Source organism: Amycolatopsis sp. NPDC114503, from assembly GCF_055633655.1.
Map to the genome: position 1 here is coordinate 357360 of NZ_JBVKDT010000003.1, position 16102 is coordinate 373461.

Below are 16102 nucleotides of genomic sequence, written 5' to 3' on the forward strand. Positions count from 1 at the left end.
ACGAACGGAGGCGCTGGTGACCACGACTGCACCCACGACCGGCGCGAACGCCGCCACCCGGCGCGACCGGGCAACGGAAACCAGCCCCCGCCACCAGCCGCCCGACCTCCGCCCACCTCGCGCGGAGGCACCGGCCCCAGCTACGACCGACTGCGAGGTCCTCCGCAGCGCCAACATCGGCCGACAGACGTTCATCCTCGCCGCAGGCCACCAAAGCAGCGAGGCGCTCGTCCCGGCAACGGCACCCACCACCCTCCCGCACGGCGCCGTCACCGACCAACAGAAACCCCTCCTCTCCACACTCCGCTTAAGCGGCCAAACACTCGTCCCGGCACCCACCACCGGAAAACACACGCCGCCCCGCGCGACCACCCGGCAACCCGCTCTCGCCGCCACTCGCCCCACGCGGAGGCCCAGGTGACCACCACCCCACCCACCACCGGCCGCAACGTCCTCCGCAACGTCGTCACCGGCCAACGGAAATCCGTCCTCGCCGCCTCCGTCCTCGCCGCAGGCCACCAAGGCGGCGAAGCACTCGTCCCAGTAGTGATCGGCGTCGTGCTGGACCGCGCCGTCAGCGACAGTTCGGCACTCACCCTCCTCGGCTGGCTGGCCGTACTCGCCGTCGTCTTCCTCGTCCTCTCCTACAGCTACCGCTTCGGCGCACGAGCCGCCGAGCGCGCCTCCGAACGGGCCGCGCACGAGATCCGGCTCGCCGTCAGCCGCCGGGTCCTGCACCCTCGCGGCGGCGCGGAAACCGGCTCGCTCGCCGGGGAATTGGTGAGCGTCGGGACCTCGGACGCCCGCCGCGTCGGGATGATCAACGCGGTCCTTCCGTTCGGCATCGCGGCGCTCGCCGGGCTGGTCGTGAGCGCGGTCGCGCTCCTCCGGATGTCGGTGCCGCTCGGGCTGCTCGTCCTCCTCGGCACGCCGCCGCTGCTCTTCCTCGCCCACCTCATCGGCAAACCGCTCGAGAAGCGCAGCGAACTGGAACAGGAACGCGCCGCGCACGCCTCGGGCGTCGCCGCCGATCTCGTCAACGGGCTCCGCGTGCTGAAGGGCATCGGCGCGGAACCGGCGGCGACGGCACGCTATCGGCGCACCAGCCGGAATTCCCTGCAAGCGACCATCCGCGCGGCGCGCGCCCAGGCGTGGCACAACGGCGCGCTGCTCGCGCTCACCGGGATCTTCATCGCGATCGTCGCACTCGTCGGCGGCTCGCTGGCGGCGAACGGCGAGATTTCGGTCGGCGACCTGGTCGCCGCGGTCGGGCTGGCCCAGTTCCTGCAGACGCCGTTCGCCATCTTCGCCTGGGTCAACGGCCAGCTCGCCCAAGGCCGCGCCTCCGCCGGCCGAGTCGCCGCGGTGCTCAGCGCACCGCCGGCCGTCCCGGACGGAACCGCCGACCTGCCCGCCCCGGCTCGCGGCACCGTGACGTTTTCCGCCGTATCGCACGGAAAACTCCGCGAACTCGACCTCACCGTCCCACCCGGCGAATTGCTCGGCATCGTCACCACCGACCCCGCCACAGCCACCGATCTCCTCGACTGCCTAGGCCGCTTCGCCGACCCCACCAGCGGAACCGTCCGCATCGACGCGGCAGACCTGTCCACTGTGGACCCCGACCGGCTCCGTGACGTCGTCCTCGTCGCCGCGCACGACACCGATCTGTTCGAGGGAACCGTCGAAGACAACGTCCGCGGAGGAATGCCCGCCATCCCCGACGGAGTGCTCACCGCCTCAGCCGCCGACGAGGTCGCCGCGACTCTCCCGTCCGGCACCGCCACGACGATCACCGAACGCGGCCGATCGCTGTCCGGCGGGCAACGACAACGCGTCGCCTTGGCCCGGGCGCTCGCCACCGAGGCTCCGGTCCTGGTCCTGCACGACCCGACCACCGCCGTCGACACCGTCACCGAAGCCCGCATCGCCACCGGAGTCGCGGACCTTCGCCGAAACCGCACCACCATCGTGGTCACCACCAGCCCGGCCCTGCTCGCCGCGACCGACCGGGTCGTCCTGATCGAAGACGGCCGGGTCGTCGCCGAAGGCAGCCACGCCGAACTGGTCCGCGCCGAGGCCGCCTACCGAGCAGCGGTGTTGTCGTGATCGAACGCCAACTCCTCCCCTCGCCGACGGCAGCCACGCCGAACTCGCCCACGCCAAGGCTGTCTACGAACAGCGGTCCTCTCATGAGCGTGCACGAACCCCTGCCGCTCGCCGAACTCGTCCCCGCCGAGACGGCCCGCCGAACGGCGATCCTCGCATGACCGAACGCGCGCCTCTCCCCGTCGCCGAACACAGCCACGCCAACCTGGTCCCCGCCATAGCAGCCCACCGATCGGCAGTGCTCACGTGACCGAACGCGAACCCCGGCCCATCGCCGAACGCAGCCACACCGAACTAATCGCCGCCGAATCGCCCTACCGAACGACAGTCCCCTCATGACCGAACACGAACCCCTCCCCACCGCCGACAGCAGCCACGCCAACCTCGTCCCCGCCGAAACAGCCCACCGAACAGCGGCCCCCTTATGACCGAACGCCAACTCCTCCCCGTCGCCACCGGACCACGCATCCGCGCCGTCCTCCTCGACCTGCTGCGGCAAGCGAAAGGCCGCACCGCCGGCTCCTTCGCCTTCGTGGTCGGCGCGACCGCGATCGGACTGCTCACCGCTCCCCTGCTCGGCCGGGTCGTCGACCTCGTCGCCACCCGCCAGCCCGCATCCGCGCTCGCGTACCCGGTGGCCGGGCTGGTCCTGGTCGCCGTGACGTCCGCGATCGCCACCGCCATCGGCGTCTCCATGCTCGCCCGGCTCGGCGAAACCATGCTCGCCGACCTGCGCGAACGGTTCGTCGACCGTGCGCTCGGCCTCCCGCTCGAACAGGTCGAAAAGGCCGGTTCCGGCGACCTCACCACCCGCGTCACCAACGACGTCTCGGTCGTCGCCGAAGCAGTCCGCCAAGCACTGCCCGCGCTGGCCCGCTCGGTGCTGACGATCGTCCTCACCCTGGTCGCGATGGCGATCCTCGACTGGCGCTTCCTCGCCGCGGCCCTGCTGGCTGTCCCGATCCAACTGCACACCGTCCGCTGGTACGTCCGCCGCGCGACGCCGCTGTACGCCGCCCAGCGAACCGCCGTCGGAGCTCAGCAGCAACAACTTCTCGACACCATCGGCGGAGCCAAGACGGTCCGCGCGTTCCGCCTCGCGGACGCGCACGTCGACCAGGTCCGCGAACGGTCCAACGGCGCAGTGAAACTCGCTCTGCGCGGTGTCCGCCTCGCCACCCGGTTCTACGGACGGCTGAATCTCGCCGAGTTCGTCGGGCTGTCGGCGGTACTCGCAGCCGGTTTTCTTTTGGTGGGAGCGAATCTCGCGACAGTCGGTGTCGCGACGGCCGCCGCGTTGTACTTCCACAGCCTCTTCGGGCCGATCAACACCGCACTCGCACTGGTAGACGACGCACAGGCAGCGACCGCGAGCCTGTCCCGGCTGATCGGCGTGGCGGATCTGCCTTCACCGGCCGAACCGACCCGGGTGGGGCGTCCGGTCGACGCGTCGGTGAAGGCAGTCGGCATTGGACACTCCTATGCGGACGACCATCCGGTACTGCGCGACGTCGACCTCGAAGTCGCCCCCGGAGAGCGGGTCGCGCTGGTCGGGGCGAGCGGGGCCGGGAAGACGACGCTGGCCAAGCTGATCGCCGGAATCCACCAGGCGAGCACTGGCACAGTGTCGATCGGAGGCGTTCCGCTCGATCAACTCGGCCCGGCCGCGACCCGTCGCGCGGTGGCGTTGATCAGCCAGGAAGTGCACGTCTTCAGCGGCCCCTTGGCCGACGATCTCCGCCTCGCCGCACCCGAAGCCAGCGACGACGATCTCCGGGCTGCACTTGCCAAACTCGGCGCAGCCGAGTGGGTCGAGGCATTGCCAGAGGGACTCGCGACGGTCGTCGGCGAGGGCGGGCATCGACTGACCGTCACCCAGGCTCAGCAACTGGCGCTGGTCCGGCTCGTACTCGCCGACCCACCGGTGGCGATCCTCGACGAGGCAACGGCCGAGGCGGGCAGCGCGGGCGCGAAAACGCTCGAGTCCGCCGCAGCTGCGGCGCTCGAAGGCCGTACCGGTCTGATCGTGGCGCACCGCCTGACCCAGGCAGCCGCTTCAGACCGCATTGTCGTCCTGGACGCCGGCGCGGTCGTCGAATCGGGGACGCACGACGAACTGGTCGCCGCTGGCGGCCGGTATGCGACGCTCTGGACCGCCTGGTCCGGCCTGCGCACCACGGACTGAAGCGCTCCGTGAGGGGAACCTTGAGGGAATCAGGGTTCCCCTCACGGACATCAGGACTCGTCGGAGGCGAGAAGCGAGAGCGGGCGCAGATCGGTCCAGGTTCGCTCAATATGGTCCAGGCAGGCCTGCCGCGCATCCGGACCGAAGGTGGTCCGCCAGCCGTCCGGCACGGGCGCGAAATCCGGCCACAGGCTGTGCTGGCCCTCGTCGTTCACGAGCACCCGGTAAACGCCATCGGGGTTTTCGAACGGATTCGTCATAGCTCGGTCCTTTCCCTGCTCGCTCAGCGAATCCCGCTTACCGCGTACTCCACCGGGTCGGCCTCGGCCGCCCGCCGGTCCACAATGGACTGCAGGATCTCCCCGACCCGCACGGCCGTGTTCGACAGCAGCGACGACGTGATGCCGTGCGTATGTTCGGTGCCGCCCTGCAGGTAGAGGCCGCCGCGCACAACGGGATCAGTGGTGATCCGGTAGTCGCGTTCGACCTTCAACCGGCCTTCGTCGTCCCGGCGGCATTGGCCCGCCAAGCCACCGAGCAACGGCGTCGGGTCGGCGGGCAGGTAGCCGGTCGCGTAGATGACGGCGTCGGCGTCCAGCACCGAACGTTCGCCGGTCGCCAGCGATTCGACAGTCGCGCGCACGTGCGTACCTTGGTCGGCAACCTCGACCGGACGCGAAACGTTGAACAGCCGCAACCGTTCCACGCCGAGCACTTTCTCCTGGTACCGCCGCCGATACAGCTCGTCGATGAGGTCCAGGTCGACCGCCGAGTAGTTCGTCGCGCCGTGGTATCCCATCAAGCGCTCCTTGACCGGTTCGCTTGCCGCATAGAAGGAATCGACTGCCTCGGGGTCGAAAATCCGGTTGGCGAACGCACTGTCGTCGGCTGGGCTGTAACCGTAGCGGGCGAACACCGCGCAGACCTCGGCGCGCGGGAATTCGTCGTGCAGCAAGGCGGCGACCTCGGCCGCGCTCTGACCGGCGCCGATCACCACGAACCGGCGCGCGTCCGTGCCGCGCAACGATTCGACGCGGTGCAGCAGTTCGCTGTTGTGCCAGATCCGCTCCCCGGCGACGACACCGTCCGGCAGCTTCGCCCGCAATCCTGTTCCCAGCACCAGATTCCGCGCCCGCAGCTCGGTGATCTCGCCGTCCACCTCGGCACGCACGTCGAAGAACGCGATCTCGTCGCCGTCGCGCACCGGTTCGACCGAGACGACCTCGCTGCCGTAGGACACCAGGTCGTCGACCTTCGCTGCGGCCCATTCGAAGTAGTCGTGGAACTCGACGCGCAGCGGGAACAGGGTCTTGTGGTTGATGAAATCGACCAGCCGCCCCTTCTCGTGCAGGTAGCTCAGGAAGGTGAGCGCGCTCGCCGGGTTCCGCATCGTCACCAGGTCCTTGAGGAACGACACCTGCATGGTCGCGGTGTCGATCAGCATCCCGCGATGCCAGCCGAAGCGGGGCTGGCGCTCCAGGAAGTGCGCCGTGACCGTCTCCCCCGAGCCCGCGTTGTGCTCGGCGAGGGCGATCGCGAGCGCGAGGTTGGACGGCCCGAACCCGACTCCGACCACGTCGTATACCGGCACCTGGCTGTCCTCGACCCCTGCTCGTGACATGAAAGTCCCCTAGCGCGGCACTGCCGCATCACCGTTCTCGACTGACCAATGCTCAAGAAACCCTAACCTAACTTAGGTAAGCCTCAACTAGTACTGTCTGGGTGATGTTCGTCCCGACCACGAAAGGTGCACCGCCGATGCGCGTGGCCATGTTCGGCTACCAGACCTGGGGACACCGCACCCTGAAAGCCCTCCTCGACGCAGGCCAGGACGTGCGGCTGGTGGTCACCCACCCGCCGAGCGACCACGCCTACGAACGGATCTGGAGCGATTCGGTCGCCGAACTGGCGCAGCAGCACGGGATCCGCACCCTGCTGCGCACCCGCCCGGACGACGCCGAACTGCTCGACGAACTGAAGGCCGCGGACCTGGACCTGATCGTCGCGAACAACTGGCGCACCTGGCTGCCGCCGGAAATCTTCGCCCTGCCCCGCAACGGCACGCTCAACGTGCACGATTCGCTGCTGCCCGCCTACGCCGGCTTCTCCCCCATCATCTGGGCGCTGATCAACGGCGAGCCGGAGGTCGGCGTCACCGCGCACATGATGAACGACGAACTCGACGCGGGCGACATCGTGGCCCAGCGCGCCGTCCCGGTCGGCCCGCGCGACACCGCCACGGATCTGTTCCACCGCACCGTGGACCTCATCGAACCGCTCGTGACCGAAGCGCTGGGCCTGATCGGCTCCGGCACGGTCGTCCCCATCGCACAGGACCGGACGAAGGCGAGCTTCTTCCACAAGCGAGCGCCGCGCGACAGCCTCATCGACTGGACGTGGTCGGCCGAGGAACTGGACCGCCTGGTGCGCGCCCAATCCGACCCGTATCCCAACGCCTTCGCCTACCACCGCGGCGAGCAACTGCGCATCGTGCGCGCGTCGGTTTCGGACGGTCGCTACGGCGGGACTCCCGGCCGCATCTTCATCCGCGAAGGCGAGGGCGTGGTGATCGTCGCCGGACGGGAGGCTCGGCGGGGTCAGTCGCCGGGGCTGCGGATCGAACGCGTCCGCACGGCGGACGACCGGGAGCTTTCGGCGGCGGAGTACTTCACGACTATGGGCGGGTATCTCACCGATCGTCCGTAGGCGGCGTTGATCGACGGCTGTCCGCCATGAGCGGGCCGCCGTCGATCAGCGCAGTACGAGCTTCGCGAGCGACAGCTAACGCTCGGAAACCTTGCCCCCGTCGACTTCCAGCCGCCGCGTCACCGAAACCGCGTCCAGCATCCGGCGATCGTGCGTCACCAGCAGCAGCGTCCCGGGGTAATCGTCCAAAGCGGACTCGAGCTGTTCGATCGCGGGCAGGTCCAGATGGTTGGTCGGCTCGTCCAGCACCAGCAGGTTGACCCCGCGCGCCTGCAGCAAGGCCAACGCCGCCCGGGTGCGCTCGCCAGGTGAAAGCGTCGCTGCCGGACGCAGCACATGCGCGGCCTTGAGCCCGAATTTCGCCAGCAGGGTACGGACGTCCGCGTCGGCGAGCGCCGGAACCTCCCGCGCGAACGCGTCCGCCAGCGGAAGATCGCCGAGGAACAACCGGCGGGCCTGGTCGACCTCGCCGACCACCACGCCCGGCCCGAGCGCGGCATTGCCTTCGTCCAGCGGCAACCGGCCGAGCAACGCCGCCAGCAGCGTGGACTTGCCCGCGCCGTTCGCGCCGGTGATGGCGACCTTGTCCGCCCAATCGATCTGCAGATCCACCGGCCCGAGCGTGAACTCGCCGCGCCGCACGACCGCGCCCCGCAGCGTCGCGACCACCGCGCCCGCGCGCGGAGCGGCCGCGATCTCCATCCGCAGCTCCCACTCCTTGCGGGGCTCCTCGACAACGTCGAGCCGCTCGATCATCCGGTCTGTCTGGCGCGCCTTCGAGGCCTGTTTCTCGGTGGCTTCGCTGCGGAATTTGCGGCCGATCTTGTCGTTGTCGGTCGCCTTGCGGCGCGCGTTCTTGACGCCCTTCTCCATCCACGCGCGCTGCATGCCCGCCCGGGCCTCCAGCGACGCGCGGGTATTGGCATATTCCTCGTAGTCCTCGCGCGCATGCCGCCGCGCGACCGCCCGTTCCTCCAAATAGGACTCGTACCCGCCGCCGTACGTCTTCACTTGCTGCTGCGCCAGGTCCAGCTCCACCACGCGGTCGACCGTGCGGGCCAGGAACTCGCGGTCGTGGCTCACCAGCACGGTGCCCGCGCGCAGCCCGGTGACGAACCGCTCCAGCCGGGCGAGCCCGTCGAGGTCGAGGTCGTTCGTCGGCTCGTCGAGCAGGAAGATGTCGTACCGGCTGAGCAGCAGCGACGCCAGCCCGGCGCGCGCGGCCTGCCCGCCGGAGAGCGAAACCATCGGCTGGTCGAGGTCGACGGCCAGCCCGAGGTCCGCAGCGACCTCGCCGGCGCGGTCGTCCAGGTCGGCGCCGCCGAGCGCGAGCCACCGGTCGAGCGCGGTTCCGTATGCGTCGTCGGCGCCGTCCGCGCCCGCGGTAAGCGCATCGGTCGCCGCGTCGAGGGCGGTTTGCGCGGTCGCGACACCGGTGCGGCGCGCGAGGAAAGCGCGCACCGACTCGCCCGCGCGCCGCTCCGGCTCCTGCGGGAGGTGCCCGACGGTGGCGGTCGGCGGGTTCAGCCGGACCTCGCCGGATTCCGGGCGGGCCAGCCCGGCCAGCGTCCGCAGCAAGGTGGACTTGCCGGCGCCGTTGACGCCGACCAGGCCGATCACCTCCCCCGGGGCGACGACGAGATCGAGACCGGAGAAGAGAACGCGGTCACCGTGGCCCGCGGCCAGGTCCTTCGCGACGAGTGTGGCGCTCATATCGGAGCCGAGTTTACGGGTGTCCTTCGCGCCGCGTGCCGCGTGTCGGCTCCGTCACTCCGAGTGGGTACTCTGGGCGGGTTGCCGGGTCCAACGAGAGCAGTGAGGTCGGTGAAAAGCGATGGCGGAACCCGCCCCCGTCCCGTTCGGCCGGGGGAAGCAGCGGGCTCCCCGGCCGACCGTCAGCAGACGGCGCGAGGTGAGCCACGCCAGCGCTCGGTCGCTGCTGATGACCGTGCTGGGCGAGTACGTGCTGCCGCGCGACCGTCCGGTGTGGACGTCGATGCTGGTCGAATCCCTCGGCATGCTCGACATCGAGGAGAAGTCCGCGCGCCAGGCGCTCGCCCGGTCCGCGGGCGAGGGCTGGCTGGTGTCCGAACGCATCGGCCGCCGCGTCCGCTGGTCCCTGACCCCACCCGGACGGCGCCTGCTCACCGAGGGCGCCGAGCGGATATACGCCTTCGGCCGCGACGCGCACGCCTGGGAGAACCGCTGGCTGATGCTGATCGTCTCGGTCCCGGAAGCGAAGCGCGACCTGCGCCACCGCCTGCGCACCCGTCTCACCTGGGCCGGCTTCGGTTCGCCGGTGGCGGGCGTCTGGGTGAGCCCGGATCCGAGCCGCGAGCCCGAAGCGCAGAAGATCGTCGCCGAACTGGGCCTCGAAGCGCAGGCGATGTCCTTCACCGCGGAGTACGGCGCGATCGGCGACCAGGAAAGCATGGTCGCGCGGTCGTGGGACCTGTCCGAGCTGACCGACCGGTACGAGGACTTCATCGACCGCTTCACCGGCGTGTCGCCCTCCGGCTCGCAGGCAATCCTGCGCGCGCAGACCGAACTGGTGCACGAGTGGCGCCGCTTCCCGTTCCTCGACCCGCAACTGCCGGCCGAACTGCTGCCCGCGACCTGGAGCGGAGCCAAGGCGGCGGAACTGTTCCACCGCAAGCACGTGGAATGGCGGCCGGCCGCGCAGGCGTACTGGGACGAACTCACCGCGAACGAGGAGCAAGCATGACGAGGCTGGAACGCGACGGCGGGCTCGCCGTGCTCACCATCGACGAGCCGCCGCTCAACCTCTACACGAAACCGCTCCAGGACGCGCTTCTGGACGCGATCGGGTCGCTGGAAGAGACTCCCGCCCGAGCCCTCCTGATCCGCGCGGAAGGCCGGGTCGTGAGCGGGGGTGTCGATGTCGCGTTGTTCGACGCGCAGTCTTCGCCTGCTGAGGCGAAGGTGCTCTTCGATGAGATGCTCTCCGTCCCGGATCGCCTTGCCGCACTGCCGTTTCCGACGGTTTTCGCCGCGCACGGTCTTTGTCTGACCTGGGCTTTCGAGGTCGCGATGGCTTGCGATCTGTTGCTGGCTGCTTCGCGCGCGAAGTTCGGCTTGGTGGAGAAGGTGGTCGGCCTTACGCCGACGATGGGTGGGACGCAGCGTCTTGCTGCGCGGGCTGGGGTGGCGCGGGCGAAGGAGTTCGTGTTCACCGGTTCTCCTTTTGACGCAGCCACGCTCGAACGCTGGAATGTCGTGAACCGGGTGCTTCCGGATGAGGGTTTCGACGAGGCTGCGCGGGAGTTCACCCGTCAGCTGGCCGAGGGGCCGACGCGAGCGCATGCCGCGACTAAGCAGGTCCTGGCGCACTTCGAGCACGGCGGAGTGCCGGAGGCGAACTCGCAGGTGACGGCTATCGCTGCGGAGCTGTACAACACGGAGGACCTGCGGGGTGCGGTGAAGTCGTTCCTGGCCGAGGGGCCGGGGAAGGCTCGGTTCACCGGTCGCTGAGCGGGTTGCTCTCCAGCCCTGGTCCTCGTGTGGGGGCCAGGGCTGGTTTTTTGGCGGCCGTGTGTTGCTGGGGCTTCCGGCGCGGTTGATCATGGCGGTGTCGTCTTGCCTCTCGCGGTCGGGAGCCTCGTTTGCCTGGGTTTGCGCAGGTCAGGGGGTAATGGAGACCTCGTTGCGGAGCCGGTTTTGGGACCCGCTAGAGTAGTCACATCGCACTCCACGAGGGGTTCCTCGGGGAGTGAGGAGTCCGGGCTGTGGCGCAGTTTGGTAGCGCACTTGACTGGGGGTCAAGGGGTCGCAGGTTCAAATCCTGTCAGCCCGACCGGACGAACAAGCCGCTTGGCTTGGGTGAAAGCCCAGGTCGGGCGGCTTTTTTGCTTTGGAGATTTGATCTTGAGGCGGAGCGCCGGTGGGAGCCTTGGGGACCATTTGGGGACCACACCCGCCATTCAGCTCGCTCAGACCGCATGCAGCCGGGCCGGTCGCGGCGATCGCAGATGCTTGGTCAGCAGCTCGCCCGCATCTGTCACCGACTGGCGATCCGGATGCAAGTACCGCTGTGTCGTCGTGAGCGAGCCGTGCCCCGCGATCTTCCTCAGGTGATGCACTGGAACACCGGCGTCCGCCATCCACGTCAATCCCGTATGCCGCAAGTCGTGGCGGCGAAGGTGGTCATACCCCAGCTTCGACACCACCGCTGCGAACATTCCAGCGCCGCATGCCGCCGCACCGCCGTCGCGGCCCGCTCACACCGAACGATCTGGCCGACTGGACCGCCCGGCACGCTCACGACCTCCATGGCCAGGCCCCGTCCGGCACAGTGCACCGCATGGGTGCCCGACCAGTGGCTGCCCGCCTGCGGCGCCGGGCAGAACGGCTGGAACCCCCAGCAACTCGCTCCGACCGACGGGCCTGTGACCTGCGGCCGCTGCGACTCCCTCGCCGAGCGGACTCGACGCGACGAACACCAGCTCCGTCTCTTCTGACCCACCCCGGACCGGCGCACGGGAGAGCTTGCGCCGCCGCTCTCGCCGCGCACAGGCGACTAGCCGCGGTCCTCCGGGTTCAGGAGCTCGATGATCTTCCCCAGCGAACGGTCGACAGTCGCGAACCCACGCCGCATCTCCTCGCGGAGGCTGATTCGGTCTTCGCGCAGCGCGTTGAGGACCCCCGTATGAGCCCGCAGCTCCGCGCAGACCTCGGCGACGCGCGATCCGCGCCCGCGGCGAGCAGACGGGCGGCACCCGCGTCGGCAGCGCTCTCCCGCAGCTCCGCCACCTGCCGTTCCAGCCGAGCTACACGATCGGCCAGTTCCTCGTCCGCCATGCCTCCGATACCACTGTCCGCGCGGTACGCCGAGCCGCCGAGCCAGCGGTCACGGATTCAGCAGGAACGGCAGAGACAGCGGCCAAGTGCGAGCCCACTCAAGCCCGCACCGTGCACAAACATAGGTACCGTTGAGCGTCTTTCCCTCCACGGAAGCACGCATCGGAGCTGTCATGCGCTCAAGCGTCCTGCAGTCAGGGCACACGTCGCCGTAAGGCAGCGCAGCAGCCATCTCGCGCACCAGCTCGAGCCACTGAACCAGCGTCAGCTCCCCATTAGATCACGCATGCTTCACGCAAGGACGTCGATCGCTTTCGACGCTTTCGCGTATTCCGGCAAGTGCGCGAACGCGGAATGATCGAAGCTTGCCGGGTACCCCTTTTTCGGCTTATTCATTACACTCCACCATTGTCCTGCTGAGCCGCCCTCTTGGCCGCGTCAATGCGCTCGTAAATTCGCGGCGGCAGAATCTCGGCGGTCTGGTTCCACTCGTACGCTGGCATGCCTGATGCCAGCAATCGCGAACCATCCCTCATGAAGAACCGCAGGTCGAAGGTCAGAATGTGAACGTCATAGGTGTTCATCCCGAGGTCTCGAACCCAGAATTTCGCGCGCGGTGTCGAGTTGTCAAAATCGGCTACACCCGGATTCGGTCCGACCGCATGCACGTCTACCGCGTTGATCAGCCGCCTGAAAACCATGCGGTATTTTTCACCCGGAGCGACAATCGTGTCAAGTCCGGCAGACTGCCGGAACACGTCGAACCCGCCGCTGTCGACAATGTCTATCCGTGCCGGAAACCCGGATACGTTCACAACTTCAACGGTCGCGGTAACGATAAAGACATAATTCTCTTCCGCTGGCGCGGTCAAGGTTTCCGCGCCCAACGCTCGCTCCATGAAGATTGACTGCGAAAAGTCTCCCGCCAGACCTCTTTCCGCGCTTGAAAGTGCCGCGATCCTGGGAGCGTCCGCAACAACCATGCGGTTGTGCGTGATCTCGCCGTTGCCGCTGTATCCGCCGCTCGCGCGGATGTAGACGTACGGCGCGCGCGCGTCCAGCTGCGCCTTCAGGAACCTTTCTTCGGCCGCTTCGCTCTGCGCACGCTCTCTCGTCTCGGCTCGGTCGGCGCGCTGCTCGGCAGCCCTGGCCCGCTCCTCCTGGCGCTGCGACGCGGCTTCTGCGATTTTCACCTGCTCGTTTGCGGCAGCGACCTGCCTCTTCGCCGAGCCGGCCGATTTGGCCGTGAATACGGCCGCCGCTCCGGCAAACCCCATCGCCAACGCGGTGGAGACAGCCGATATCCAGTCGGTCGCCGCGGTCACGAAGCCCGCCGCCGAATCGCCGCCAGTTCGTCCGGGAGGCCGTGCGTTTCCCCCTCGTTGTCTGCCACGTCGCTGATGCTACTGCCCGACTGGGCGACGACAGCTCAACCGGAGCGCCCCGCCGAGACCGGAAGTCTCGCCAGATCTAGCCGGGCGCGAAGACCTGCTGTGCGCTCGGCAGGTCTGCCGCTGATGACCGCTGCTCGGGGGTTGATCCACGACGCCCACCCCCGATACGCCCCCGAATTTCCGATGCCGGGCGCTCAGGCGCAGGTCGGAGCACAGTTCCTGGCCGGATTCAAAACCCGTCCAGTGTGAGTTCGAATCTCGCTGGGGCCACTCGCGAGCACCTGCATAAAATGGCCCCTCAACAGGCAGAACCTGGACAGGGGCCGCACTTGTTTGGTCCGGCTGTGTCCGGGGCTGTCCGGCCGTCTGCGACTGTTCGCGGTCTATTCGCGGTCCACATCGGTACCACTGCGCTCGCCGGGCAGTAACGCGCGTATGCCTGCCTACCGACTCCATAGCCATGCCGCCCGCAGACACTCCGGAACCACTGACGCCTCTAGAACGCGAACTGATCAAGCACGTCGAGAGCGGTGAGGGTCTCGACCTCGGCGTAGACAACCCCGCAGACGAAGCTGCGATGAGAACATGGGGAGAGACGCGCACGATCCGCGCGTGGGTCGTGCGCGACATCCTTCGCGGCCGACTAGCCCCCGACCCGGACCCACACGGGCTGCAGGTGCGTGGCGTCCGCATCTCCGGTCGCGTTGACCTGGACAACATCACCACCACCGTCTCGCTGACCCTCAACAACTGCCTGCTAGACGAAGGAATGACTGCGGACAGCAGCCATCTCGCCAACCTCGCTCTGCCGCACTGCTGGCTTGAACATCCCACTGAAACGCCACTCTCCGGCGGAGGACTAGTCGCGAGCGGCCTCACCCTCGACGACGCGAACGTGGTCGCCCGCATTGCAGGTGTGGCCGTTCGTCTGAACGACGCTCAAATCGGTCAACTGAGCTGCCGCGGGGCGACACTGCGCAACGACTCCGGACCCGCCCTCGTTGCCGACAGGCTGCAGACCAACGGGAATGTGGTCCTGGGCGCAGGATTCTCGGCAACCGGAACCGGCGACCGCGGGGCGGTCCGACTGCTCGGCGCCCGCATCGACGGCGGACTGAACTGCGCCGGCGCGACACTGCGCAACGACTCCGGACCCGCCCTCCACGCCGATGGGTTGCAAGTCTCCGGGGATGTCTTCTTGGGCGATGGTTTCTCGGCAACCGGCACTGGCGGCAGCGGGGCGGTCCGACTGCTCGGCGGCCGCATCGGCGGGCAGCTAGGGTGCAGCGGGGCGACACTGCGCAACGACTCCGGATCCGCCCTCCACGCCGATGGGCTGCAGACCAACGAAAGTGTCTTCCTGGACGATGGTTTCTCGGCAACCGGCGCAGGCGACCTCGGGGCGGTCCGACTGCTCGGCACCCGCATCGACGGCGGACTGAGCTGCCACGGGGCGACACTGCGCAACGACTCCGGACCCGCCCTCGTTGCCGACAGGCTGCAGACCAACGAAAGTGTGTTCCTGCGCGCAGGATTCTCGGCAACCGGAACCGGCGACCACGGGGCGGTCCGGCTGCTCGGCGCCCGCATCGGCGGGCAGCTGGACTGCGTCGGCGCGACACTGCGCAACGACTCCGGACCCGCCCTCGCTGCCGACAGGCTGCAGACCAACGGGAATGTGTTCCTGCGTGATGGTTTCTCGGCAACCGGCACTGGCGGCCTCGGGGCGGTCCGACTGCTCGGCGGCCGCATCGGCGGGCAGCTAGGGTGCAGCGGGGCGACACTGCGCAACGACTCCGGACCCGCCCTCCACGCCGATGGGCTGCAAGTCTCCGGGGAGGTGTTCCTGCGCGCAGGGTTCTCGGTAACCGGTGGTGGCAAGGGTGCCGCGATCGATCTGAACGGTGTTCAGGTCGGGGGCACGCTGGCATTCGCCCCGAGCCGATTGGAGCATCTCAGCAGCGCACAGTCCCGGCTAACTGTCGACGGCTTGGTCTACAACGGGCTGCCCGCCGGGATCTCGACCGACTCCTGGCTGCGGCTCCTGCGCGAGGCCACACCCGCCTACGCCGCCCAGCCGTATCAGCAGCTGGCCGCAGGACTACGGGCGGCCGGGCACGACCACGAAGCACGGCGAGTACTGATCCAGCAACGCCGCGACCAAATCCAACGCCACGCCCTCACCGGACGCACCGAACGCACCTGGGCCCGCATCACCGGACTCACCCTCGGCTACGGCTACCAACCCTGGCGAGCGCTCCTCGGCCTCCTCGCCGCCCTCATCACCGCCGCCGTGATCACCGCAGTCCTTGGTGCCCACGGCGGCCTCGCCCAAATCCACACACCACCCAACCCCACACCGACGGACTGCACCCTCATCGAACGCATCGGCGTCGGACTCGACCTCGGCACTCCACTCATCTCCACCGGCGCCCGCACCCACTGCGACACCACCAACACCACCACCGGCCAATGGCTCACCACCATCGGATGGGCACTCCGACTCCTCGCCTGGGCCTTCGCCACCCTCTTCATCGCCGGCTTTACTGGCGCCGTCCGCAAAACCTGAGCGCAGTCGCGCACAAGCCCCTGACGGGCGTGAGCAGACACGGCGACAGCTCGTTGCCGTCGAGCCGCGCACGTACGAGGACGAAGCGCCGGCCGCGTTCTTTACCGCTGCTACACGATGCGCAGTGCCCCCGTGCATGGACATGTGCCGCGCCCCGACCGTGGTGCCGTAGATGATTTCGCCGCAAACCTGGAGATCTTCGTCGCCGACCTCCTGTCGCTGCCTGACGAACTGCCTGACAACGGACCCGGACGCCTGCGGACGTTCGCGCACGCCTGCGGTCTCCGATAGTCAGGCAGAAGAACCGCTCGACCAGGTGTT

11 protein-coding genes and 1 tRNA gene are annotated in these 16102 nt (G+C 68.6%); 7 read left to right on the forward strand and 5 right to left on the reverse strand.

Annotated features, from left to right (window positions below; all coding sequences use genetic code 11):
* The first annotated feature begins 417 nt into the window (after positions 1–417).
* On the forward strand, positions 418–2109 hold the full coding sequence (locus tag ACZ7OI_RS14395) for an ABC transporter ATP-binding protein (RefSeq protein WP_470264639.1): 1692 nt from the start codon (positions 418–420) through the stop codon (positions 2107–2109).
* Positions 2110–2533: 424 nt separating this feature from the next.
* Positions 2534–4294 carry an ABC transporter ATP-binding protein gene (locus ACZ7OI_RS14400; RefSeq protein WP_470264640.1) on the forward strand — a complete coding sequence of 587 codons (1761 nt, stop codon included), beginning with the start codon at positions 2534–2536 and terminating at the stop codon, positions 4292–4294.
* A gap of 50 nt (positions 4295–4344) precedes the next feature.
* On the opposite strand, the gene ACZ7OI_RS14405 is transcribed toward ACZ7OI_RS14400, so the two are convergent.
* Positions 4345–4554 (reverse strand): MbtH family protein, encoded by a 210-nt coding sequence (locus ACZ7OI_RS14405; protein WP_470264641.1) that lies wholly within the window; start codon positions 4552–4554, stop codon positions 4345–4347.
* A gap of 23 nt (positions 4555–4577) precedes the next feature.
* Positions 4578–5915: a lysine N(6)-hydroxylase/L-ornithine N(5)-oxygenase family protein gene (locus tag ACZ7OI_RS14410; protein WP_470264642.1), complete on the reverse strand. Its 1338-nt coding sequence runs from the start codon at positions 5913–5915 to the stop codon at positions 4578–4580.
* Positions 5916–6052: 137 nt separating this feature from the next.
* Here ACZ7OI_RS14410 and ACZ7OI_RS14415 point away from each other — a divergent pair, with 137 nt between their 5' ends.
* A complete protein-coding gene (locus ACZ7OI_RS14415) occupies positions 6053–7000 on the forward strand; it encodes a methionyl-tRNA formyltransferase (RefSeq protein ID WP_470264643.1) in 948 nt (315 codons plus the stop codon).
* Between the two features lie 75 nt (positions 7001–7075).
* On the opposite strand, the gene ACZ7OI_RS14420 is transcribed toward ACZ7OI_RS14415, so the two are convergent.
* Positions 7076–8713 (reverse strand): ABC-F family ATP-binding cassette domain-containing protein, encoded by a 1638-nt coding sequence (locus ACZ7OI_RS14420; RefSeq protein WP_470264644.1) that lies wholly within the window; start codon positions 8711–8713, stop codon positions 7076–7078.
* Positions 8714–8834: 121 nt separating this feature from the next.
* On the opposite strand from ACZ7OI_RS14420, the gene ACZ7OI_RS14425 reads away from it, so the two are divergent.
* From ACZ7OI_RS14425 to ACZ7OI_RS14435, 3 genes are all read left to right on the forward strand, one after another.
* Positions 8835–9725 (forward strand): PaaX family transcriptional regulator, encoded by an 891-nt coding sequence (locus tag ACZ7OI_RS14425; protein WP_470264645.1) that lies wholly within the window; start codon positions 8835–8837, stop codon positions 9723–9725.
* A complete protein-coding gene (locus ACZ7OI_RS14430) occupies positions 9722–10492 on the forward strand; it encodes an enoyl-CoA hydratase/isomerase family protein (protein WP_470264646.1) in 771 nt (256 codons plus the stop codon). The genes ACZ7OI_RS14425 and ACZ7OI_RS14430 overlap by 4 nt, the downstream gene beginning before the upstream one ends.
* A gap of 248 nt (positions 10493–10740) precedes the next feature.
* Positions 10741–10814: transfer RNA gene (locus tag ACZ7OI_RS14435), tRNA-Pro, on the forward strand.
* A 136-nt stretch (positions 10815–10950) separates the two neighbouring features.
* Here ACZ7OI_RS14435 and ACZ7OI_RS14440 read toward each other — a convergent pair.
* Both ACZ7OI_RS14440 and ACZ7OI_RS14445 read right to left on the reverse strand, forming a co-directional pair.
* Positions 10951–11199, reverse strand: a complete 249-nt coding sequence (locus ACZ7OI_RS14440) for a tyrosine-type recombinase/integrase (protein WP_470264647.1) — start codon at positions 11197–11199, stop codon at positions 10951–10953.
* Positions 11200–12213: 1014 nt separating this feature from the next.
* On the reverse strand, positions 12214–13143 hold the full coding sequence (locus ACZ7OI_RS14445) for a hypothetical protein (protein WP_470264648.1): 930 nt from the start codon (positions 13141–13143) through the stop codon (positions 12214–12216).
* Positions 13144–13672: 529 nt separating this feature from the next.
* Between ACZ7OI_RS14445 and ACZ7OI_RS14450 the strand changes: the two genes are divergently transcribed.
* Positions 13673–15781 carry a hypothetical protein gene (locus tag ACZ7OI_RS14450; protein WP_470264649.1) on the forward strand — a complete coding sequence of 703 codons (2109 nt, stop codon included), beginning with the start codon at positions 13673–13675 and terminating at the stop codon, positions 15779–15781.
* The last annotated feature ends 321 nt before the right edge of the window (positions 15782–16102 follow it).